General features: G+C 50.5%; 25 protein-coding genes and 1 riboswitch. Of the genes, 1 reads left to right on the top strand and 24 read right to left on the bottom strand.

The window, feature by feature from the left end; all coding sequences use genetic code 11:
• Window positions 1–13: 13 nt before the first annotated feature.
• The 24 genes from sufC to FGI41_RS12905 form a co-directional block, all read right to left on the bottom strand.
• Window positions 14–799 (bottom strand): Fe-S cluster assembly ATPase SufC, encoded by a 786-nt coding sequence (gene sufC, locus FGI41_RS13020; RefSeq protein ID WP_139490594.1) that lies wholly within the window; start codon window positions 797–799, stop codon window positions 14–16.
• Window positions 800–1037: 238 nt separating this feature from the next.
• Window positions 1038–1628 (bottom strand): DUF1802 family protein, encoded by a 591-nt coding sequence (locus FGI41_RS13015; protein WP_139490592.1) that lies wholly within the window; start codon window positions 1626–1628, stop codon window positions 1038–1040.
• Window positions 1629–1829: 201 nt separating this feature from the next.
• Entirely contained in the window at window positions 1830–3410 is a 1581-nt protein-coding gene (gene pckA / locus FGI41_RS13010) for a phosphoenolpyruvate carboxykinase (ATP) (protein WP_139490591.1), read from the bottom strand.
• Between the two features lie 272 nt (window positions 3411–3682).
• The gene (locus FGI41_RS13005; RefSeq protein ID WP_139490589.1) at window positions 3683–4027 is read right to left on the bottom strand and encodes a hypothetical protein; all 345 of its coding nucleotides are present in this window, start codon (window positions 4025–4027) and stop codon (window positions 3683–3685) included.
• An 89-nt stretch (window positions 4028–4116) separates the two neighbouring features.
• Complete coding sequence (locus FGI41_RS13000; RefSeq protein WP_139490587.1) at window positions 4117–5256, bottom strand: M20 peptidase aminoacylase family protein; 1140 nt, start codon at window positions 5254–5256, stop codon at window positions 4117–4119.
• Window positions 5257–5275: 19 nt separating this feature from the next.
• Complete coding sequence (locus FGI41_RS12995; protein WP_255298449.1) at window positions 5276–6289, bottom strand: aldo/keto reductase; 1014 nt, start codon at window positions 6287–6289, stop codon at window positions 5276–5278.
• A 75-nt stretch (window positions 6290–6364) separates the two neighbouring features.
• Complete coding sequence (locus FGI41_RS12990; RefSeq protein WP_139490585.1) at window positions 6365–7240, bottom strand: Rpn family recombination-promoting nuclease/putative transposase; 876 nt, start codon at window positions 7238–7240, stop codon at window positions 6365–6367.
• A gap of 72 nt (window positions 7241–7312) precedes the next feature.
• Window positions 7313–7678, bottom strand: coding sequence for an SCP-2 sterol transfer family protein (locus tag FGI41_RS12985; RefSeq protein ID WP_139490583.1), 366 nt, complete (start codon window positions 7676–7678; stop codon window positions 7313–7315).
• A 168-nt stretch (window positions 7679–7846) separates the two neighbouring features.
• The gene (locus FGI41_RS12980) at window positions 7847–8245 is read right to left on the bottom strand and encodes a VOC family protein (RefSeq protein ID WP_139490581.1); all 399 of its coding nucleotides are present in this window, start codon (window positions 8243–8245) and stop codon (window positions 7847–7849) included.
• A 64-nt stretch (window positions 8246–8309) separates the two neighbouring features.
• Window positions 8310–8738: a hypothetical protein gene (locus FGI41_RS12975; protein WP_139490579.1), complete on the bottom strand. Its 429-nt coding sequence runs from the start codon at window positions 8736–8738 to the stop codon at window positions 8310–8312.
• A gap of 166 nt (window positions 8739–8904) precedes the next feature.
• Entirely contained in the window at window positions 8905–10314 is a 1410-nt protein-coding gene (locus tag FGI41_RS12970) for a sensor histidine kinase (RefSeq protein WP_139490578.1), read from the bottom strand.
• Window positions 10311–11006 carry a response regulator transcription factor gene (locus FGI41_RS12965; protein ID WP_139490576.1) on the bottom strand — a complete coding sequence of 232 codons (696 nt, stop codon included), beginning with the start codon at window positions 11004–11006 and terminating at the stop codon, window positions 10311–10313. The genes FGI41_RS12970 and FGI41_RS12965 overlap by 4 nt, the downstream gene beginning before the upstream one ends.
• A 49-nt stretch (window positions 11007–11055) precedes the next feature.
• A complete protein-coding gene (locus FGI41_RS12960) occupies window positions 11056–12408 on the bottom strand; it encodes a VCBS repeat-containing protein (protein ID WP_139490574.1) in 1353 nt (450 codons plus the stop codon).
• A gap of 155 nt (window positions 12409–12563) precedes the next feature.
• A complete protein-coding gene (gcvH, locus tag FGI41_RS12955) occupies window positions 12564–12944 on the bottom strand; it encodes a glycine cleavage system protein GcvH (protein WP_139490573.1) in 381 nt (126 codons plus the stop codon).
• Window positions 12945–13005: 61 nt separating this feature from the next.
• The gene (locus tag FGI41_RS12950) at window positions 13006–13461 is read right to left on the bottom strand and encodes a redoxin domain-containing protein (RefSeq protein WP_139490571.1); all 456 of its coding nucleotides are present in this window, start codon (window positions 13459–13461) and stop codon (window positions 13006–13008) included.
• 98 nt (window positions 13462–13559) lie between these two features.
• The gene (locus tag FGI41_RS12945; RefSeq protein WP_139490569.1) at window positions 13560–14108 is read right to left on the bottom strand and encodes a peroxiredoxin; all 549 of its coding nucleotides are present in this window, start codon (window positions 14106–14108) and stop codon (window positions 13560–13562) included.
• Window positions 14109–14267: 159 nt separating this feature from the next.
• Window positions 14268–15473, bottom strand: coding sequence for an aminotransferase class I/II-fold pyridoxal phosphate-dependent enzyme (locus FGI41_RS12940; RefSeq protein WP_139490567.1), 1206 nt, complete (start codon window positions 15471–15473; stop codon window positions 14268–14270).
• Between the two features lies 1 nt (window position 15474).
• Window positions 15475–15837 carry an arsenate reductase family protein gene (locus FGI41_RS12935; protein ID WP_139490565.1) on the bottom strand — a complete coding sequence of 121 codons (363 nt, stop codon included), beginning with the start codon at window positions 15835–15837 and terminating at the stop codon, window positions 15475–15477.
• A 105-nt stretch (window positions 15838–15942) separates the two neighbouring features.
• Window positions 15943–16386, bottom strand: coding sequence for a GNAT family N-acetyltransferase (locus FGI41_RS12930; protein WP_139490563.1), 444 nt, complete (start codon window positions 16384–16386; stop codon window positions 15943–15945).
• Window positions 16387–16566: 180 nt separating this feature from the next.
• Window positions 16567–18387: an APC family permease gene (locus tag FGI41_RS12925; RefSeq protein WP_139490562.1), complete on the bottom strand. Its 1821-nt coding sequence runs from the start codon at window positions 18385–18387 to the stop codon at window positions 16567–16569.
• 99 nt (window positions 18388–18486) lie between these two features.
• Window positions 18487–18615, bottom strand: a riboswitch (cyclic di-AMP (ydaO/yuaA leader).
• 209 nt (window positions 18616–18824) lie between these two features.
• Complete coding sequence (locus FGI41_RS12920; protein WP_139490561.1) at window positions 18825–19622, bottom strand: lipase family protein; 798 nt, start codon at window positions 19620–19622, stop codon at window positions 18825–18827.
• Between the two features lie 125 nt (window positions 19623–19747).
• Window positions 19748–19927 (bottom strand): hypothetical protein, encoded by a 180-nt coding sequence (locus FGI41_RS12915; RefSeq protein WP_139490560.1) that lies wholly within the window; start codon window positions 19925–19927, stop codon window positions 19748–19750.
• Entirely contained in the window at window positions 19920–20102 is a 183-nt protein-coding gene (locus tag FGI41_RS12910) for a hypothetical protein (RefSeq protein ID WP_139490559.1), read from the bottom strand. Before FGI41_RS12910 ends, FGI41_RS12915 begins: the two co-directional genes overlap by 8 nt.
• A 65-nt stretch (window positions 20103–20167) precedes the next feature.
• Window positions 20168–20968, bottom strand: a complete 801-nt coding sequence (locus FGI41_RS12905; RefSeq protein WP_139490558.1) for a DUF2797 domain-containing protein — start codon at window positions 20966–20968, stop codon at window positions 20168–20170.
• Between the two features lie 172 nt (window positions 20969–21140).
• Between FGI41_RS12905 and FGI41_RS12900 the strand changes: the two genes are divergently transcribed.
• Entirely contained in the window at window positions 21141–21815 is a 675-nt protein-coding gene (locus FGI41_RS12900; protein ID WP_255298466.1) for a polysaccharide deacetylase family protein, read from the top strand.
• The last annotated feature ends 17 nt before the right edge of the window (window positions 21816–21832 follow it).

Raw genomic sequence — 21832 nt, 5'->3', positions numbered from 1 at the left:
CGGCCCCCTTCGCCTACAAGTTGGCGTTAACGGTTTCGTCTTCGATACCGAGCTCTGCTTTGATCCAGTCGTACCCTTCTGCTTCAAGGCGTGCAGCCAGTTCCGGACCGCCGGACTTGACAATACGGCCTTGCATCATCACGTGAACGAAGTCAGGCGTGATGTAGTCGAGCAGGCGTTGGTAGTGAGTGATGATGAGGAAACCGCGGTCTTCAGAACGCATTTCGTTGACGCCTTTTGCTACGATCTTGAGGGCGTCGATGTCGAGACCGGAGTCGATCTCGTCGAGAATACAGAGGGAAGGCTGAAGCATCATCATCTGCAGGATTTCGTTACGCTTCTTCTCACCGCCGGAGAAGCCTTCGTTGAGGTAACGGTGTGCGAAGGATTCATCCATCTCAAGCGTACCCATTTTGCCGTCCAGCTCACGGATGAATTTCATCAGAGAGATCTCGTTGCCTTCGCCGCGCTTCGCGTTGATGGCAGAACGCAGGAAGTCAGAGTTGGTAACACCAGTGATCTCGGAAGGATATTGCATTGCGAGGAACAGACCTGCGCGTGCGCGCTCGGTTACGTCCATCTCCAGCACATCTTCGCCATTGAGGGATACGGAGCCTTCAGTAACTTCATATTTAGGGTGCCCCATCAGCGTGGAAGCCAAGGTAGATTTACCTGTACCGTTCGGCCCCATGATCGCGTGGATTTCGCCACCTTTGATTTCGAGGGTAAGACCTTTCAGGATTTCTTTCTCTTCAATGCGTGCTCGAAGATTTTTTATCTCGAGATGTACGTTAGCCATCTTCATTCCTCCAATTATATCTGCGTGTTTCGGTTGGAAACGAACAGGAAATACATTCTAGTATTTCACCGTCCTCCTATTCTCAATCCATTCTCAATGACTATTGTATAATAAGAATTATTACAAAGCAAGGATTAAACTATTTCTGTATTTTTTAAACGTTTATGTTTACTATGTATGCGTTTTCCCTGTTTTTGGTGCATCTTTTCCCACAAAAGAAAGCCCTTGGAAAGGGCCTCTATGCGTTGAGGATATTCATGATTTCGGCGCGCTTGGATGCATACTCCTCATCGGAGAGCACTGGCGTGAAGCCGTTCTGCGGTACGTCTTCGAGCAGGTTGTGCCAGGACTTGCAGCCTTTGTACGCTTCTTCGATGTTGAGTGTGATCGGCTGATTAAGCTTGTACACGCGGGCGAACAGGATGTGCAGTGGATTTTTCTTTTTCCACTTGAGGCGTACGTCTGCGAAGTCTTCCGTCCAGATGTGGTACGGGTCGAGTGCGCGGATTTTGGCTTCATCGAGGATTTCTACATCGTCGGTGATTTGCGCGAAGTAGAGGATGTCAACTGTCGGCTTGTCGATGGACCAGCCTTCGAGAGTGGCATTCAGGTCAGCGTGGTAGGCTGGCTTGACCATCTCTTCTTTTTGGTGCTCATACGTCGGGTAGAGATAGAATGTATCATTTTCCAGCTTAAAATCGCGGGTTTCTTCATACAGACCGCCTTTGCGGATCGTGATGATCTGTTTGCCTTCGCCAAGGGCTTTGATGGCTACCGCCCACTCTTTCAACGAAAGCGTGGAAGCTGGCTGGGTGATGGTTGTGCTCATGACCGAATTACCCCTTTCTTCTATAAGAAAAAAAGTCTTTAAACAGTGTAGCAAAAATGTGTACGGATGCATAGAACGCTTTTTCTGTAGGATGCATCAAAAGTGTGCTGGTCATCAGGCGGCTTCATCGCCGGATAGAAAAAAGCGTATCAGCAACATGTCTGATACGCCTCTTGCTTACCTCGAATGAACGAAGAAGTATTATTTCACTTTCGGTCCAGCTTGGGCAATGGTCGTTGCATCCGGGAACTTCTTGGAGAAGTTTTCTTGGAACAGACCTGCCAATCTGTTGGCTTCTTGATCATACGCGTCTTTATTTGCCCATGTGTTGCGTGGTTGCAGGACATCAGCCGGTACGCCTGGGCAAGTGGTTGGCACTTGTACACCGAAGACTGGGTCTACTGCGTATTCTACGTTTTCCAGATCGCCGTGGAGTGCTGCCGTTACCATCGCACGGGTGTAAGCAAGCTTCATGCGGGAACCGGTACCTACCGGACCACCTGTCCAACCGGTGTTGACGAGGTAGACGCGGGCGTTGAACTCATCGATCTTTTTACCGAGCATCTCAGCGTATACGACTGGACGCAGCGGGAGGAATGGAGAACCAAAGCAAGCGGAGAATTCGCTTTGTGGAGCGGTGACACCGCGCTCGGTACCTGCCATTTTGCTGGTGTAGCCGGACAGGAAGTGGTACATCGCCTGCTCTTTAGAGAGCTTGGAGATCGGCGGGATGACACCGGTAGAGTCAGCGGTCAGGAAGATGATCACGTTCGGATGACCGCCCACACCTGGGATCACCGCACCTGGGATCATCTCCACAGGGTAAGCTGCACGGGTGTTCTCGGTGTATTTGTCGCTGTCGTAGTTGGCACGGCGGGTGTCCGCGTCTACGTCTACGTTTTCAAGCACAGTACCATAGCCGATTGCGTTCCAGATCTGTGGTTCGCCTTGTTCGGAGAGGTTGATGCATTTGGCATAGCAGCCGCCCTCGATGTTGAAGACGCCTTGGTCAGACCAGCCATGCTCGTCATCACCGATCAATTGACGGTCTGGGTCTGCGGACAGCGTTGTTTTACCTGTACCGGAGAGACCGAAGAAGAGTGCCACATCACCGTCGCGGCCGATGTTGGCGGAGCAGTGCATGGAGAGAACATTACGCTCTGGGAGGAGCATGTTCATCACGCTGAAGATGGATTTTTTCATCTCACCTGCGTATTCGGTACCACCGATCAGCACAGTTTTCTTCTCGAAGCTGATGATGATGAAGGTTTCGGAATTGGTGCCGTGAACTTCTGGATTCGCTTTGAAGTTAGGTACGTAGATGACTGTGAATTCTGCTTCATGGCTCGCCAGTTCTTCTTCTGTCGGGCGGATGAAGAGTTGGCGGGCAAACAGATTGTGCCATGCGAATTCGTTGACTACGCGGATTGGCAGGCGGTAGTTGGTGTCAGCACCTGCGAAGCCGTCGAAGACGAACAGATCTTTGCTCTCCAGATAGTTGAGCACATCTGCATGCAAGGCATCGAATTTATCTATTGTGATTGGTTGGTTCGTTTTACCCCAGTTGATCTTGTCGTGAATGCTTGGTTCGTCGACAACGAATTTATCTTTAGGGGAACGACCAGTAAATTTACCTGTGAGTGTATTAATGGCTCCTTTGTCAGTCAGGACACCTTCCCCACGCTTGATTGCCTCTTCGATGAGTTGTGATACAGAAAGATTTTTACGGGCATTCGCGTTGGCAAGCACCTCGGACAGTCGTTTCACCGTCTTGATTTCCATTTTTAACGATCTCCTTCCCCTAAATCCCAAAATTGTGTTTATCAATTTCGTTCCTTGATTTGTAATTAGTATATCACATTGGATCAAATAAGCCACACTTTTTTTGACCGAATATGTGAAAAATTTGCGTCCGTCAAGATAGGGGTGGAGATCGTTGGCAGTTGGCTGTTCCGGTATATAAAAAAGCCGCCGTCGGGTACCCAGGCAGCTTCCTTGTTAATCAGATATAAAACGTATTTCTTCTATATGTAATAGTGTTCGCTCAGAGGGCGTTATTTATGCTTTACAGCCCGCTTGCGGATGAATTCGATTTTTTCACCAAGCCCTTTGACATTGGTGCCGTATAAGACGTAGTTGATCAACTGGCCATTATCGCGGACAAAATCAAGGCGAACCTTGGACTTCTCGATGAATACCCGTCTGATCTGCTCACCGGGCAGTGACAAGAATGGATACCCCTCGTCAGCAAAGCCGATGAACACCGCATCCGGATAGACCAACAGATCAAACTGCGCATCGTGCCGTTCATCATCAGCCATAATCGCCTCAACACTCCCCTGCCACAGCGGGTGAAAAAAGCCATCTCCGTCTCGAAGCGAACGTATGCCTGCCATCATCGTCCGGTTCCCTCCCATCATACTCCATAATGCCCGCAAAAACAACACCACGCAGACGATCAGCGCCAGATACAACCCGTCAATCCAACTCATGCGGCATCAAAGGTACGGACGATCGCCCGTGCCAAAATCTCGACTCCTGTCAATAACGCCTCCCGCTCAAAATGCATATGCGGATGATGCAGACCTGGTTTGAGGTCACATCCGAGTGCGAGCATGGTTGCTTTGATCTGCGGACGTTCTACGGCATAGAAGTGGAAATCCTCTGCTCCTGGTGTAATCGGTCCGTTTTTCAGCCCGGCTTCACCTAAGACGTCCAAGATCGCCTCTCCAAGCAGACGGCTGGCATCGGTATCCACCTCTGCGGCCACCATGCGGGAACCAAGCTTACACTCGATCGTAGCACCGAACATCGCGGCAACACCCTCGATCACCTGCTGGGTGCGCGAAAGCAGCAGGTCCATCTGTTCATTGGTCTGAGCGCGCAGATCCAGTGCGAATTCAGCAATATCCGGGATGATGTTGTAGCTCTCTCCACCCGCATGAAGCTTCGTCATCTTGACGGTCGCCGGGATCGTCGGATTCGGATGGACACTGCCCAATCCGTTCACAATCGCGCTGGCTACTTCAATCGCATTGATCCCTTGATGTGGACGCGCTCCGTGTGCCGCCACACCTGTAATTTTTCCTTCAATAAACTGTGCTGCTCCGTTGTAGATCGCCGGTGCCGCAAAGCCTGAACCCATCTCCTCGTTTGGACGCAGATGGACGCCGTAGAGATACTCGATATCGTCACAGACGCCTTTTTCAATCAGCTTGAGTGCGCCTGTACCTTTTTCCTCTGCCGGCTGGAACAGGATCTTCAGTGTTCCTTTTGGTTCAAAGCCGGATGCTTTGAGCGTCTCAATAGTCTCGACGATCAGGGTCATATGCGCATCATGCCCGCATGAATGGTTGGCACGCCACTCGCCGTCAACAATCTGCCAGAGCGCATCGATATCTGTACGAAGTCCGACAACCGGCTTGCCTTGGCCCCATTCTGCCACCAATCCGGTACAGTCATCAAAAGTAGTGACACGCAAGCCCAGTGCTTCCATCCGTTCCTTCAGATAAACGGTAGTCTGAACCTCCTGCCAGCTGATCTCCGGATTGGCATGCAGGTGATGAAAGGTTGACAAAATCTGTTCACGGCGTTGTTGAATCGTATCGGTAAGCGATTGGGTAGTCATGATCTCCAGTCTCCTTTTTTTAATGCTCCTCTGTCAGGCGGCGAATTTCGTCTTGGATCGGCAGGTGGTACGGACAGGCCTGTTGGCACAGCGGCTTCTCACGGCATGGTTCATACGCAAGACATGCAGCAAAGTGTGCGGCCGAGTCCTGCCAAAGCTTTTCCCCCGCTGCAAGGAATCCGAATTTGTCACGGTAGCGGGATGGAATCAGGGTATCTGGTATACGGATGCCGAGCGGACAGGAACAGTAGTTGCACCGGCGGCAATTGTGTTCCCCAAGCCCTTCCGCCATAGCGAACAGCTCCGCACGTTCTGCTTCGTCCACCTCCCGATCCAATGCAGCGAAGTTCATATCTACTTCTTCGATCGATTTCATACCAGATAAAATCACGTGGGCGTTGGAGCTGCCCGAGTAACGAATCGCTTCGGTGACGCGTGAAAGGAATGGCCCAGACAAAGGCTTCATCGCGATCATACCCACGTCCAACTCTTCTGCGGTCGGCATCATTTCTTTAGCGGCAAACGGCTGCACCATGCTGAGGTGAAACAGTACCGTGTCAAACGGATAATCGCGCAGCCACTTGGCCAGCAATTCGGGACGGTGACCCGTGATCCCGATGTGTCCGATATATCCTTTGTTTTTCATCTCTTCTGCGGCACGGATGGCGCCATCTGGTTCTTTTGCCTGTCTATATTCTTTGACATAGTTGACATAGTGAATCTGCACGATGTCAATATAATCAGTCTTTAGTTTGCGCAAGCTGTTCTCTATTTCTTGCTTGGCTTCGCTGTATGTGCGCTTGTTCGTCTTGGTGTTCAACACGAATTCTGTACGGCGGTGGCTGATCGCATGGCCCAGCTTTTCCTCGCTGTCACCATAGGCCGCTGCCGTATCAATATAGGTAATACCTCGGTCAAGCGCATAGTTCATGACACGATTGGCTTCTTCCTGTGTAATCTTCGGGAGATGCATAGCCCCGAATCCCAAATGGGAAACAGTCAGGCCCGTTCTCCCCAGTCGATTTTGTTTCAACGTTTCTCACCATCCCTTGGGGTTATTATAACAGAAAAAGCACACTTCCCTAATATGGAAAGTGTGCTCAGATGGTTACCCGGTTGGTTGATTTTTGAGTTGGTCGATCTCGGCAGGGGTCAATCCCGTGGCTTGGACGATGAGATGATCATCCATGCCGAGGGAGATGAGGTTTTTGGCGATCTTGGCTTTGCTTTGGGCGATGCCTTGAGAAATACCTTCTGCTCTGCCTTTAGCCTCCCCCTCCTCCTTAGCCCCGTGAATCATCGACACCTCATCCTTCAGCGCCTTCTCGCGCATCTCAAACAGTCGCCGTGTCTCTTTATCTTGACTCAGGAATTTCAACACATCGACGGCTTTACGAATCGCTGGCTCGTCCATGGCTACTCCCTCCAGTGTTTCTTCATTCTCTGCCTGCAAGAACATCATCCATTTCATGAGACGCTCATTCGGCATGGCCTGCTGGCTCGTAAGCTTCCGTAATTCTAAAAAATGAATCTCCAGATCATCGGTCAAGAGCTGCCCTGTCCTATCTTCCCTGACACGAAAGACACTGTGGAACTCATCGGTCTCCAGACAGTTAAAATCGACAATATTGATCGTTACCGCCTTTTTCAACTCACGGTAATTCTGACCTTGTTCCAGCTGTTCCTGATAGAGCTTGGCCCAGTAATACAACGTCCGCTTCTCAATATTGTACTTGTTAAACAGCTGGATCTCAATATTGATCGGTATCCCTGCGGCTGTGATCGCCCGTACATCCAGTATCGATGTCTTATCGCCGACCATATCTGGATTCAGATGTGGATCAAGCAGAGCAATCTCCGTCAAATCCTGCCCATCAGGGGGATGCAGGATCGCGTTGAGGAAAGCCAGCAGAATGTCTTTATTCTCTTCCGTGCCAAAGATCCGTTTAAACACAAAATCTACTTTTGGATTCAATCGTCTCATCTCATCCTCCGCCACAATTCCAGAATCTTCTTTCCTTCATTGTAGCAAAAGACAGAGCCTTCTTTAAAAAAATCAGGCGCTTACCATCTCATTCTCCGCCGTCAGCCGAAGTAGCGTGTCCAGCTTCAAATGATCACGAACCGTACCTACGATTTTCACCGTTTGCTTGGCATGTACATAAGTCAGCTCGTCTCCGCCGAACAGCTGGACAAAGTCAGCCGCTTTGCCCGACAGCACCAAATCCACAGGCTGCTCCTCCATGCCTTGCCAGACCGTAGATACCAGACGTCCCTGCAAGACGGTCATGCATAAGCGCTCTCCACTGTCCTCCACGATCACACCCACCCGTTTGTCCCAGCCACGCATGATGATTTGCAGATATCCTTTTCGCTGTACACGCTCCTGAAACTTTTCCAAAACCGCCATCATTGTACTCATACGACCCACTCCTCCGCTCTGATTTTTCCTTGTTCCAAGAATTCGGGCACGGTCGAGTCGAATCCTTTGACGAGCCAAGGGAGCCTCTGTCGGTCGATGTCGGGGAAGCGAAGAACTTCTCGACGATATCTGCAAGCACCAAAAAGGCATAAAAAAAGACGCCCGCGATTAGGCGTCATCATCATTTTCATCTTTATCAAGACGTACTTCCAAGTGGTGACCATCCGGTGTCTCAAAGTAAAGATTGTAGCTGGTCGGGCGCTCAATCGGCCCGCGGTAGCAGATGTTGCAGGCTTCCAGCTTGTCCACGAGGTAATCCAGTTCATCGCGGGTCTGTACCGAAAACGCGATATGATCCACATGTCCGACACTGCCGTTGTTCAATTCTTTACTGCACGGATGGAGTCCAATTCTCGTGTGAGAGCCCACATAGAAGTAGACAGGATTGCCGTCTACAATCTGCTCGAGAGATATAGGCACTTCGAGTATCTCCTGGAAAAAACGAGCCACGTTCATCACATTGCGGCAATTGAGGGCAATGTGGTGAACTCCTTGCAGTTGAAACATGGAACAATCCTCCTACACGGTCTCTCTCTTACATACAAGCCTATCCCGCCTCGAAACTGAATCGTTAGGCGCTGCGCGTAGACTCGGCGCGCTTGTTGTATTTTCGCAACCGCTCACTTAGTTTTTGCAATCGGTCTTTTAATTCGAGCTGCCAATCTTCGTTGTTGATTTGTTTGGCGACACCCAGCAGATCGAGTGCGATGTCGATCTGGTGTTTCAACACTTCATCGTAATTGCCCTGATCGGTCATGCTGCAGTTCTCAAACAGTTCAGGCATATGATCAATGTTAACGAAATCGGAAAAATCGACTTCGGACGCATTATCTCCTTGTGCGTATTCGACAAGAATTTCAAATTCTCCTTCTACTGCGGGATGAACATCCATTCTGTCACAAACCGGGCAGTACACGATCGGTACATTGTGTACCAGTGTTTTGTAGTGGCGTAATGTTCCAAACGACCCTAACATGCTAGCTCCACAACAAAAACTCATATACGTTTCCCTCCCATAATTGCCTATATATAATTACATAGATAGGAACTTTATTTGTAGTCTGACTTCATGATTGTATCCCACAACGCGAAGATTCTCTACGCTTAATTGATTCCAGCATCCCCAATCTTTCTCGGTTTTCTTTTTATTATACTTCATGTCTGATTCAGATGCCTATTCCTTTTCCCCTGAGGAAAAACTTTGGCAAAAGGAGCGTGATCTTCGTCCCTTCTCCAATCCGGCTCTCGATCACCATCTTGCCATGATGACGTGCCACAATCTCTTGGCAAATCGCCAATCCCAGTCCGCTTCCCGACTGTTGCGAGCTTCCCTTGTAGAACTTTTCCGTGATTCTCGGCAATTCTTCCTCAGCGATTCCTTCACCTGTATCACGAATGCAAATAGAGACGTACGCGTCCTCATTGCTTCCGGTGATGTCCACCTGTCCCTGTGCGGACGTGAATTTCAGAGCGTTATCAAGCAGATTGACCAAAATCTGTTTGATACGGTGAGCATCCCCTTCCATCAGTATAGCCGAATCTGTTGTCAATGAGAGCGCGATTCCTTTTTGTCTTGCCTGCTGGCTGAACTGCTGATACGTAAATTGAAGAAGTTCGGCCATATCAAACTCCGTGATGTGCAGGTTCATTTCTCCCCCTTGTATTTTTGAAAAATCAAGGAGCTCTTCTACTAAAGCAGCCAAACGATTCGTCTCGTTGGTGATGACCGTAAGACCCTGATTCAATTCCTCATGATTGTCCATGTCTCCTGTCAACAACGTTTCACTCCATCCCTTAATAGAAGTCAGAGGTGTACGCAATTCATGAGAGATGGATGAAATAAAATCATTCTTAAGCTTTTCATGTTCGCCCAATCGCTCCAGCATCCGATTAAAGGTATCAGCCAAGGTGCCTACTTCATCCTGATACCTTTTGGTGGCCCGGTAGGAAAAGTTGCCGTTGGGCAGAAGGCTGGTCATCTCCGTCAGCTCCTTGATCGGCTGTATGATCCGATAGGCAAATACCGCACTAAGCCCGAGCGAAAAGAGAATGACAATCGCTCCAATCCCAATCGCGGTCAAACTGATGGACCACACCTCCTCCCGCAACGGCTCCACGGAGATCACGTAGCGTAGCACGCCAAGAGTACGATCCATGTCCTTCAGAGGCAGGGACGCAGCCATCAGCTGTTCCTGTGTCTTATCATCATAGCCCTGCCAAAACCCTGTATTCCCGCGCAACGCGATAGCAACATCAGGTGTTGTCACCCTCGTCGTCCCTGAAAAGCCATAGGAGTCAAGCAGGACGAATCCTTGGTAGTCAATGATTTCGATCTTCGCCACTTCATTTTGCGATAGATTTTCTAAGATCGACTCCGCTTTTTCCTTCAGCTCATACCCGGGCAGATATTGATTATAAAAGGCGGTGGCCGTCTCTGCTCTTTGGATCAGAAACTGTTTGGCACTGCCATAGTAGTACAGGCGAACCGTCCAGAGAAAAGCGACCTCCAGCAGCACAACGACCAATACGAGAATAAAGCCGAAGCTCCTAAGCATTCGGCCCTGCAAGCCACTCATGACTCCCTCCTCCACAAATAGCCGTGCCCCCAGACTGTTTCGATATAACGGGGATGTGCGGGGTCCGTTTCGATCTTTTGACGGATCCGGCTCATGTTGACATCGACAATTTTCAGTTCACCAACAAAATGCTTCCCCCAGACCGCAGTCAAGATCTCGTCCCGCGAGACAGCTTTGTTCGCATTTTCCATCAAAAGCCGGATAATCGCAAATTCCTTCGGGGTCAATTCAATCCCCTGTCCCCCGCGAAGCAACGTCTTATCCCCCAGTCTCAACGTGAAAGGCTCCGCGACGATCACGTCAGCGGAGCAGTCAAGCGCAGGATAGAGACGACGGTATAATGATTTGATTCGCGCCACTAATTCAACAGGGCTAAACGGTTTAACCACATAGTCGTCTGCTCCCGCTTCCAATCCCATTACCTTGTCACGTTCTTGTCCTCGTGCCGTCAGCATGATGATCCCCATCCTCGGGAACCGGGAGCGAAGCGTGCGGCACACCTCCACCCCACCGATTCCCGGGAGCATCACATCCAGAATGGCAATATCAATCCCGGCCAGTTCCATCCCCATCCCCATCTTCATTACCTCTTCCCCCGTGGCCGCTTCTACCATCTCGATGCCTTGACGCTTGAGGTTAATTCGGACAAAATCACGGATGGATGGCTCATCTTCTAAGAGGAGCACCTTCATCTTTTTCCCTCTCTTTTTCTTTCCTATTTTTCGTTCCTTAGACTTCCTCTTAATGCAGCCATTCAAAGTGCTTACGGATTTCGTTTTCATCTAAAAGAAGCTGCTTATACGCATTTTCCTTCAATCCTTGAGAATACCCTGGATTCTCCCATTCAGCCCAATAGACCTTGCCACCTTTTTCACCAAGCTCAATGTGTGTCCGGTCATAGCGAACACCGCGTTCCTCGTCTTTGGCAGGGTCTTTTGCTGTAATGCCCAGCTTCAGAAAGCTGTCCCGCACGACACCTGATGGATCCAGATAAAAGAATTCCACTGTCTTCTCCGTGGCATTCTCTTGTTTTTTCACCGTATAATGTCCAATCCATTGCGTAGGAATCTTCCATTCCCACCCATTATAATAATCCGCATAGTTCTCGGAGATAAGCTTCAGCGACCCTTTATCCGTCCATTGATACCAAGATTGAATCCACGGGATCTCGACCATGGCCTGGCCTTCTGACCCGGCTGGCTCTGTCTGCATTCCGATCTCTACAATCCCATCACCGTTTACGTCCATGGAGTCCAGGGGGTACGCTTTGAACGTGACCGAATTACCTTCATCCGGGTTGCTCGCAAAGGCATTGACGAGAGTTCCCTTTTCATAGAATAACAAATCCGTGACAGCAGAGTGAGCCCCCAAGCCAGCATCAATAAACACCCCGCGTTTGGCAGGTGTTGCTTTTCCGATCATCACTTGGGTATAGAGATTCACGCTACCGTCCAGTGGGGTCTCGGTTTGTTTGGTCATCTGCTGATTTTTCATCTGATACAATTCAGCACGGGCGGTTAATTGTTCACGGTCATGCTGCACCAGCACGATCTCTGCCTGAGCATCTCCATCCAGGTCGCCCACAGCCATGTTCGCATACGTCTGCTTCCACAACGGTTGAACACGCTTCCCCTTCATGGTGTAGACGGTGAGTTCACGGTCCATCCCTTCCTCCGCCTGCATCCCGACGATCAGTTCGGGATGATGATCTCCCGTCAGGTCGGTCGTTTGGACGTTGTGAAAATCAAGACCTGCCCCTGTAAAATCAGCAGCCTTCTCCCAGCCGCTATTCCCCTTCGTCAAAACCAGCAGTCCCAATTGATACAGATTGGGTTCTTTTTTGTAAAAAGCGAGGATTTCGTCCCTCCCATCCCCGTCCAGATCAACCTGCTGAACCGCCCCGGCTTCCCGTGGTGTAAGCGGCACTGCAAACTTGGCACCAGCCGGCAGATACTCCATCACCGCTTGATTGACTTCCTTCAATCCCGCATCAAGTGCCGGAGCCTTGATCAGCTCATTCGGAGAGGCAAGTACCTCGCATCCCGCCAAAGATTGGGCAAAGACGCACATTGCCACCAACCATGTTTTTCTCATATTACATTCCACCCTTTCTCCCCAACCTTATCAGGTTCTCTTTCATGGTTTCATTCTAGCCAATTTCTCCCGATAAATCGTTGCAAAAGGGTAACAAAAAGAAAAAAGACCAGTTCATGACGAACTGGTCTCATACCCTGTCAGGGCTATGTAGATTACTCTTGAACCATTGCTGCGTATTTGTCAGCGTCCATGAGTTTATCAAGTTCAGATGCGTCGGAGAGTTCTACCACGATCATCCAAGCTTGCTCATATGGAGATGAGTTCACGAGCTCAGGGGAACCTTCCAGCTCAGGGTTAACTTCAACCACTTTACCGGTTACAGGTGCATACAGCTCAGAAACGGTTTTTACGGATTCAACGCTGCCGAATGGCTCATCCTGTTTAATTGTAGCGCCTACTTCTGGGAGTTCTACAAACACGATGTCCCCCAACTCAGATTGCGCAAACTCGGTGATGCCGATGTACGCTTTGTTACCCTCTACACGTACCCATTCGTGCTCTTCGCTGTAGCGCAGTTCTTTTGGAAATTCCATCTTTACGTTCCTCCTATTCAATCTACACGGAAATATGTTCCCTTAACAGTATTGGACAAAATTACTGGGAATCCTCTTCAATCCCCAAAATTCGATGTAAACGTTTTTTAACGAGGTTCAGACCTTTTTCGCCTGCTTGGAAATGGCGGAGCTGAAGAGTCTCGTCGAACAGGTAGAAAGCTGGTACATATTCGTTCTGGAACGCATCGACCGTCTTCATTTCGTTGTCGATCGCGATTGGGTGAGTCAGGTTGTGCTGTTGGATGGTTTCCTTGATCGTCTCGATGTTGGTGTCAGCCTCAGAGCGCGGCATGTGAATCCCGATGACACGCAGACCTTTGTCGGCATATTTTTCACGCCATTCATTGATCTGTGGCATGGATTCTTTACACATGTAGCAGCTGACTGCCCAGAAGTGAACGAGGACAGGCTTACCTGCGAGATCTGCTTTGGACACTTGGCCGTTTACCCATTCTGTAATCCCTGGGAAATCTGGCAATTCTTCGCGCAAACGCATAGGAAAAACCTCCTTTTATATAGGGAAAAAAGGGCCTAACAACTGAGAGTTAGACCCTTTTTTCGGATATCCATTTACATCAGGCTGCGAAAGCCAAATTACTTCGCAGTGAGGTGAGCTTGGCCTGGGCGCCAGTTAGCTGGGCAAAGACCACCGGATTGGAGTGCTTGAAGCACGCGGAGAGTTTCTTCGTCGGAACGACCAACGTTGAGGTCAGTAACAACTTGGTATTTGAGAACGCCTTCTGGATCGATGATGAAGAGACCGCGGAATGCAACGCCTGCTTCTTCGTCGAGTACGCCATAAGCGCGAGCAGTTGTTTTGTTGAAGTCAGAAGCGAGTGGGTAGTTCAGGCCACCAAGACCGTTTTGGTCGCGTGGAGTGTTGATCCATGCGCGGTGGGAGTGTTTGGAGTCTACGGATACACCGAGAACCTCTGCATCGAGATCTTTGAAATCTTCGATAGAGTCAGAGAGAGAGATGATCTCAGTAGGGCAAACGAAAGTGAAGTCCAGTGGATAGAAGAAAAGAACGAGCCATTTGCCACGGTAGTCGGAAAGGGATACTTTACCGAATTCTTGACCGTTGCCAAGAGCTGTTTCGAGTGTGAAATCAGGAGCTTGAAGACCTACAAGACGTTGTGCCATTATGTAAAACCTCCTCAAGATATTTTAGGATGTAATTCAACTTCCAATAGATATCATAACAAACGTCCCTTTTTATAGTCAATATAATATAGGAATTATTTTAACTATGAGAGCAGGTTATGAATTTCCCTACAAAAGAATACCCATGTTTTTCAGGCTTTATACCGACTGCCCAAGAATTCCGGATGCCTCGATTCTCGCTGCCACTTCTTTTAAGACAGCAGGCTCCTGAACCAGTGCAATCCGCACATATCCTTCCCCCTGCGCACCGAAGGCATCACCTGGGATCACGACGACACCTGCCCGCTCCAACAGCTCAAAGGCAAACGTACGGGACGTCCAGCCCGCCGGAACCTGTGCCCAGACGAACATGGTCGCCTTCGGTCTCGGAATATCCCACCCAATGCGCGTAAGCTCACCTAAGAGCACATCTCGGCGCTCCTGGTAGATCTCACTCGTCCGATTGGGAACGGTACCGAGCCGGTCAGCCCGAAGCGCTGCAACGGCCATCTCCTGAACCGGGGCAAACACACCGTAATCGATATTGGATTTCACCACAGCAAGCGGGCGGATCAGATCAGCATTCCCGACCGCATAAGCGATGCGAGTGCCTGCCATATTGAAGCTTTTGGAGAAGGAATTCATCTCAATGGCAACGTCACGCGCCCCTTCTACCTGCAAAAAGCTCGGTGGACGGTAGCCGTCAAACGCCATCTCAGAATACGCCAGGTCATGGAGAACGGCGATCTGGTGCTCCTTTGCGAATTGCACTACTTTTTCAAAAAAAGACAGCGGTGCCACAGCGGAGACCGGGTTGTTCGGGTAGTTCAGGATCATGAACTTGGCACGCTGGCGAATCTCAGCCGGAATGGCGTCGAGATCAGGCAAAAAGTCGTTCTCTGCACGAAGCGGCATCGGATACAGCTCCGCTCCCGCCAGATGAACACTGCCTGCATAGATCGGGTACCCCGGATCAGGAACCAGCACGATGTCACCCGGATCTGTCCATGCCAAAGCAAGGTGGGCCAAGCCGTCCTGGGAGCCCATCAAGGAGTGTACCTCAGTGGCTGGATCAAGCTTCACACCGAAGCGTTGCTCATACCACAGCGCTACCTCTTGGCGGAATGCAAGAGAGCCTTCCGAGCCGGGATAGCCGTACATATCAGGCCGTTGGATTGCCTGAGTGAGTGCCTCGATCAGATGCGGTGCAGGCGGTTTGTCCGGGCTTCCGATGCCCAGATCAATCACCTGCATCCGGCGTGCGACGTCCTGCTTACGCTGGGCCATTTCGGTGAAGATCGCAGACGACATGTGCTCCAAGCGGCGGGAAGGCTTCCAGTGTGGGTTTCCTGTTCCCCCTGTCATCTTAGGCGTTCCCCCATGCTTTTTGCAGGTCTTCTTCTTTGAAGCCAAGCGTCACGGTCTGACCGTCGGTGATCAGCGGGCGTTTGATGAGCTTGCCGTTGGAGGCGAGCAGGTCGAGCATCTCGTCCTCGCTCATGGATGGCAAGCGGTCCTTGAGCCCCAGTTCGCGGTAGAATTGGCCGCTTACGTTAAAGAATTTTTTCAGGTCGATGCCGCTGTTCTGCCAGTAGGTGCGCAGTTCCTCAGCGGTCGGCGGGTTGTCTACGATGGCGATTTCTTGGAATGGGATGTTGGTGGCTTCGAGCCATTTTTTCGCTTTGGTGCAGGTGCTGCATTTATTGTAGAGGTAGGCTTTGATGGTCATGGTGGTGGGGTCCTCGCTTTCTGTCGTTGGGGTGATACTTCAGCGATCAATTAATTTCCATTGTTTAGCATACCATGTTTTGATACGGGTTCTCAATGCTTAGAGTTAACGCAGGCTCATCACCGTCTGCCGATCCAGGAATCCCAGACTCTCATACAGACGCTTTGCCCCTTGGTTTCCAGCAAACACATTCAACCGAATCTCCTCATATCCCTCTTCCCGAAGCGCACTGATCCCCTCTGTCATCAGCTCCTTGGCGATTCCTTTCCCCCTGTATTCAGGAAACACATACAGCTCATAAATAAACCCGATCATCTCTTCCGAAAAGAAATCCTTGTTCGAACCGACCATTACCCAGCCTGCCAATTGCTCACCGTCTTTTGCCAGAAGATAGAATGCTCCTTTTTCGAGAGTCGTCTTGTTCAACTGCTCGACTCGCTCCTGTGTCGGTCTGAAAGTCCCGTCGCCACCTTCAAACATGGCCTGTGCCGAGTGATTTTGGATGATATCTCGAATCTCAGTATCCGTTGCTCTCTGAATCGTAATCATAGAAAAGAAACCTCCCGTTCCCACATGCTTTTAATCTGCTATAGACTTATTCCAATCCAATAATCAAAACCCTTTTCAGAAACCACTCCAACAGCACATGCAAATGCAAAAAACCACCCGCTCCGCCACTTTTCTCGGCCAATCGGATGGTTTTCTTTCTTCTATATAATATATAACCTTCTACTTATGCAAATGATACGGCACCGTCGCAATCGTAATATCCTTCCGTGTAAACAGATAAGCCCGAATCAACAGCCCTGTCTGATTATGCAGAAACGTATGCCACCACTTTTTCGTGATGAACTGCGGGATCAGCACCGTGACGTGATCATTGTGCGCGGTCTTCCACTCCACTGTGTCGATGAACTTGACCAGCGGCTTAATGATGCTCCGGTAGCGTGAACGCAGGACGATTAGGCGGACGCCGGGGTTCCATTCTTCCCATTTGCGCTCCATCTTCTCAATCGACTCATCGTCGAAGCCGATGTAGACGCAGACGACGTTATCCGTGAGCGACTTGGCGTAGCCGATGGTGCTGGCGACCACTTTGGTGATGCCGGCGATCGGGATGACCATGACGCTGCCTTTTTCCTCGGGCTTGCAGTTATGGATGTCGATGCGCAGCTCTTCGGCGATGTTGGTATAGTGCTGGTTGATTCTTTTGAAGATCATAATCATCGCCGGGACGAACAGGAAGACGAGCCAGACCTGTGAGAACTTGGTGAAAATAAAGATCAAGGTGATCGTCAGCGTGGTCAGCATCCCGATGGTGTTGATCGTAAATGACAAACCCCACCCTGAAGGCTTCGTCGTAATCCAGCGGCGCATCATGCCGGATTGGGAGAGCGTGAATGGGATGAACACCCCTACGGCATAGAGCGGGATGAGACTTTCGGTGTGACCATTGAAGATCACGACCAGTAGTGCAGACAGGACGCCCAGCACGATAATCCCGTTGGAAAAGCCGAGACGGTCACCGCGTACGGTAAACATATTCGGCATGAATTTATCTTTTGCCAGCATAAAAGCGAGCAGTGGAAACGCTGAGAAAGCGGTGTTGGCGGCGAGGAACAGGATCGCTGCGGTGACAGTCTGGATGGCGTAATAGACCACACCACGGCCAAAAGTAGCTGCCGCGATCTGAGAGACGACCGTCTCTGTCGGGCTTGGGCTGATGCCATATGCGTAGGCCAGCACGCTGATGCCCATGAACATCGCGCCTAAGATAAGTCCCATCATGACCAAGGTCTTAGCGGCGTTGCGCTCGGCAGGTGCCTTGAAATTGGGGATGGCATTCGATACGGCCTCTACCCCTGTCAAGGCTGAGCAGCCCGAGCTGAATGCTTTGAGCAATAGAAACAGGGTAACCCCATGCACAGCCGTGCCATACTGAGGAGCCGCTGCCGGATGGACATCACCTGTCGCCACCTGATAGAGTCCCGCGATGATCAGGACGAAGATGGCGAGCACGAACATGTAGACCGGATAAGCCAAGACGGAAGCCGATTCCGTAATCCCGCGCAGGTTGAGAACCGTCAGGACCGCGATCATGGTCAGCGCGATCAGGACGCGGTGCTCGTGCAGGCTGGGAAATGCCGAGGTGATCGCATCTGTCCCCGCAGAGGCACTTACCGCCACGGTCAGGATGTAGTCAACCAGCAGGGAGCCTCCTGCGACCAGACCGAAGTTGAGCCCGAGATTCTCTTTGGCGACGATGTAGGCGCCCCCGCCGGATGGATAGGCAAAAATCGTTTGGCGGTACGAGAGAATCAGGACGGTTAAAAGACCCAGCACGGCAAGCGAGATCGGGATCGAGTACCAGAGGGCGGTGGCCCCCAGCACCATGAGAACCAGCAGGATTTGTTCTGTGCCGTATGCGACAGATGAGAGTGCATCCGATGAGAGGACAGCGAGTGCTTTTCGCTTGCTTAATTTTTCATCTGCCAGCTCGGTTGATTTCATCGGACGACCGATTAAGAGACGCTTTACTTTACTTACCATGGGATTGTTCCACCTTCGTTTATTTGTTTGTAAGAGTGCATGACAAAACAAACGAATGGTAGATTAAATCCAGTCGAGGACAATATTCATATCCTGTTTTCCTCCCTCATGCTACGCTTACGAGGTTAGCTGTCGGATTCGGGCAGCTGAGTTGCCCTACCCACACGAATGTGGGATTCACCCCTGAGATTGGTTCCCCCGCTCTTGACGATTCAGCGTGATTAACTTGATATGAACGATATGCTACTCCTGCCGCATCCAAACAACAATCTGTAAAAACGGCGAAGTAAGCGTTTACAAACGTTACTTTGGCACTCTTGATACGCAAAGCTTTTCCACACGTTGTTTCTCTTGATTTTTCCCGATAAAAAAAGACTGCCCGTCCGTCAGATTGACAGAGGACAGCCTTTCTTGCATGAACATGCAATTACACTGGTTTATTTTCCGGCTGAGCAGCTTCCTAACGGATATTTGCCGGAGCTAAGCACATTCAAGTATGTCGCAAGTGAATGGTAGCAGATGATTGACTTGCGGATCTCTGGATGAAGCAACGAATTGATCTCAATTCCACCGCCTAGCTGTACGTAGCCGAGCAGTCCGCTTGGAACCTTTGGCACGATGTCAGGCTGGTTGTAGATGCGGTAATTCTGAGGAACAAGGCTGTTGTATGTGTTGGCGAAGTCATGATTGCCTGTCATCGGGGCGGCAAAGGTATAGCTCTGTACTTTTTTCTTTTGGCTGGCGAGCACGACCGTCATCAGGTTCGCCAATGCTCCGCCGAGGCTGTGACCAGTCACGGTGTAGGTCACGTCGTTGCCGAAGCGGATCAGGTAGGTGGCCAAGTCCAGCGTCTCTCCGGTCTTGCGGTCAACCGCAGTCAGGGACTTATACATCTTGTAAAATCCATCCTCACAACGCCCACCTGCAGGGATCAGATCACAATCGACCATGGCAAATTCAAAATCATCGATCCAGTCCATGATGTCATCCGTTCCACGGAACACGATCCCCACTTGGGTCGGGTCAGCCTGTGAGCGGACAATGTAGCCGATGAATTCTTTTTCATCGAAAATCGCGAAGGTTGCATCTACATTCAAATTAGCCACCAAGTCCCAGCCAGCAGGAAAATCAACCGGATCAGGATTCAGGTTTTTCTTGTCAAACGAATTGTACGCGCTCATCACGAACTCGCCCCATAGGATCGCTTGATTGTTATCATAGGTCTGGATGGACATCGGGATCGCCCCTTCACATGGTTAATAGTTTTCTCTTTCTTATTTTCCAGCAGGTACGTGATTTCCTGTTTGGAATAAAAAACAGGCTGCCGATGATTACGACAACCTGTCTGTCTGTGAACGTACTATTCAGAAGCCAAATCCTCTGGGTCAACAGCTTCTGCCCCCGGATTCACCTGCCACATCTGCGCGGTCGGATCTACCTGCAAGCCGCCAAAGGCATTGGGATTGGCATTGGCGTTCATCTGATGAATCGGCAGTTCGTCAGCAGCGACATTGGCGATATCCTGGTCCGGTCTAATCATGACTGCCCCCTTGGTCGATGTCAGCTGGATCGAAGCTGCTGGAGAAGGCTTCCCAGTTCCGCTGAATCGGATCGTAGGTGATCCCGAAGCCTTCGCCGGAACGGTCAACAGACTCGTTGTCAGCGATGGTGGCCGTCAGCGGTCCGGTGTATTGGATCTCGTTTTCGCGCATCACGGTTGTGTCTCCTTTGCTGTGTGGTTACAGTCAGTGTGAGACAGAATGCCGGTGATTATGCTTGCTTACGCGTTGATTTTTACCTGGTAGCCTGCGTGCTTGCGGACTTGGAAGACACCCTTGTCCATAATCAGGTATTGTCCCTTAGCCCCGAGCAGCTTGCCTGTGATGGTATCGAGCTTGTCGAGTGACATGGAGTTGATCTTCTCAAGCGTCTCTAGAACCGGATACGTGATATCCACCCACTCATCCTCGCGCAGTTGGTATGGTTTGAATTCTTCTGGGAAATGCCCGTAGGCTTCTTCGCGCAGGGCGATCAGGTCTGCTTCTTTGACATCGCCTTTGAGCATTTTGCGCCAGTTGGTCTTGTCTGGCATGAACTGGCTGAGATGAACCTCCAGCTCGCCTGCCATACGGCGTGTCGGCAGCTCGGCAATCGGGATGGCACGGATGGCCCCTTGGTCGACCCAGCGCTTGAGCTGGTTGTTTTTGCGGGTGAGACCTACCTTGACATCGCTGGAGAGTGCGAGGTAGACATAATGCGGGATCATGCAGTAAGTCTCCCCGAAGCTCTCGTCCCGACAGGTGCCTTGGTCAAAATGGCATTCGTGCGGCTTCACGATACAGAGGTCATTCTCCGGCAGCTTGGTAAAGCATGGGTAGCAGTACCCGCTGTTAAAGGTTTTGTTGGTTTTGCGTCCACAGGCGATACAGTTTTTCTCGCCCATATATGTGATGGTCAGCTCTTGACCCAGCCATTCGTTCAGTGGCATGCGGTCTTCGCCTACTTGGATGTAGTAATCAACAGGGGTATCCTTGCCATGATAGGTATGGACAAGCCCTTTTAACAAGCCTTGGATTTCCACGTGGTTCTCTCCTCTCTGGTCTTGGACAGACACTCCTCCCATTTTACCATAGCGGGCGGGAATTAGGTTTTTTTAGATGCATGTTTTATTTTGTAAACGACAACCTAAACGGAGAAGAATGAGACTGAGAAAGGGGGATCTCACTTTGCTTCGGCGTACATTTTTATGGGTCTTGGGTGCGACGCTCTTCGTGAGCCAATGGCTGTGTCCCCTGTCTGCTTCGGCTTACGAACCGATCCACCGAATTGATACGCGGCATAAAGTGGTGGCTCTCACCTTTGACGACGGCCCTGATCCAGTCTACACGCCGCTGATTCTGGAGACCTTGCACAAAAATCATGTGCCTGCCACGTTTTTTGTCCTCGGTTCTCAGGTGGATAAGTATCCCAAGGTGATGCAGTGGATTGAAAAAGCGGGACATGAGATCGGCAACCACGGGTATCATCACTATGATCTCAACAAGCTGACCGAGCAGGAGGTCTACGACGAGATCAAGCAGACGGAAAAATCGATCCTGCGTACGACCGGCATCCTCGCACAGCACTACCGTCCGCCCGGCGGTGTGATCACCCATGACGTGATGAATGCGGTGCAGACCTCTGGCTACGACATCATCCACTGGTCGGTAGACCCGCGCGACTGGTCGCTCGCCCGCACGTCAGCCGCCATCGTCAACAGCGTGAAGAAGAATGTCAACTCCGGTGATATCGTGCTCTTCCATGACGGAGGCTTGAACCAAAAGCAGACACTCGCAGCCTTGCAGCAGCTTATCACTGACCTGCGCAGTCAGGGGTATCGGTTTGTGACGGTAAGTGAATTGCTGGATGAATTTGATTCTAATGGATAGGTCTGGACAAAACTGGT

Source organism: Brevibacillus dissolubilis (assembly GCF_006170445.1).
GTDB classification, from domain to species: Bacteria; Bacillota; Bacilli; order Brevibacillales; family Brevibacillaceae; genus Brevibacillus_B; species Brevibacillus_B dissolubilis.
Note: the sequence above shows the minus strand (reverse complement) of the source record. Positions and strands in the feature narration are given on the sequence as shown.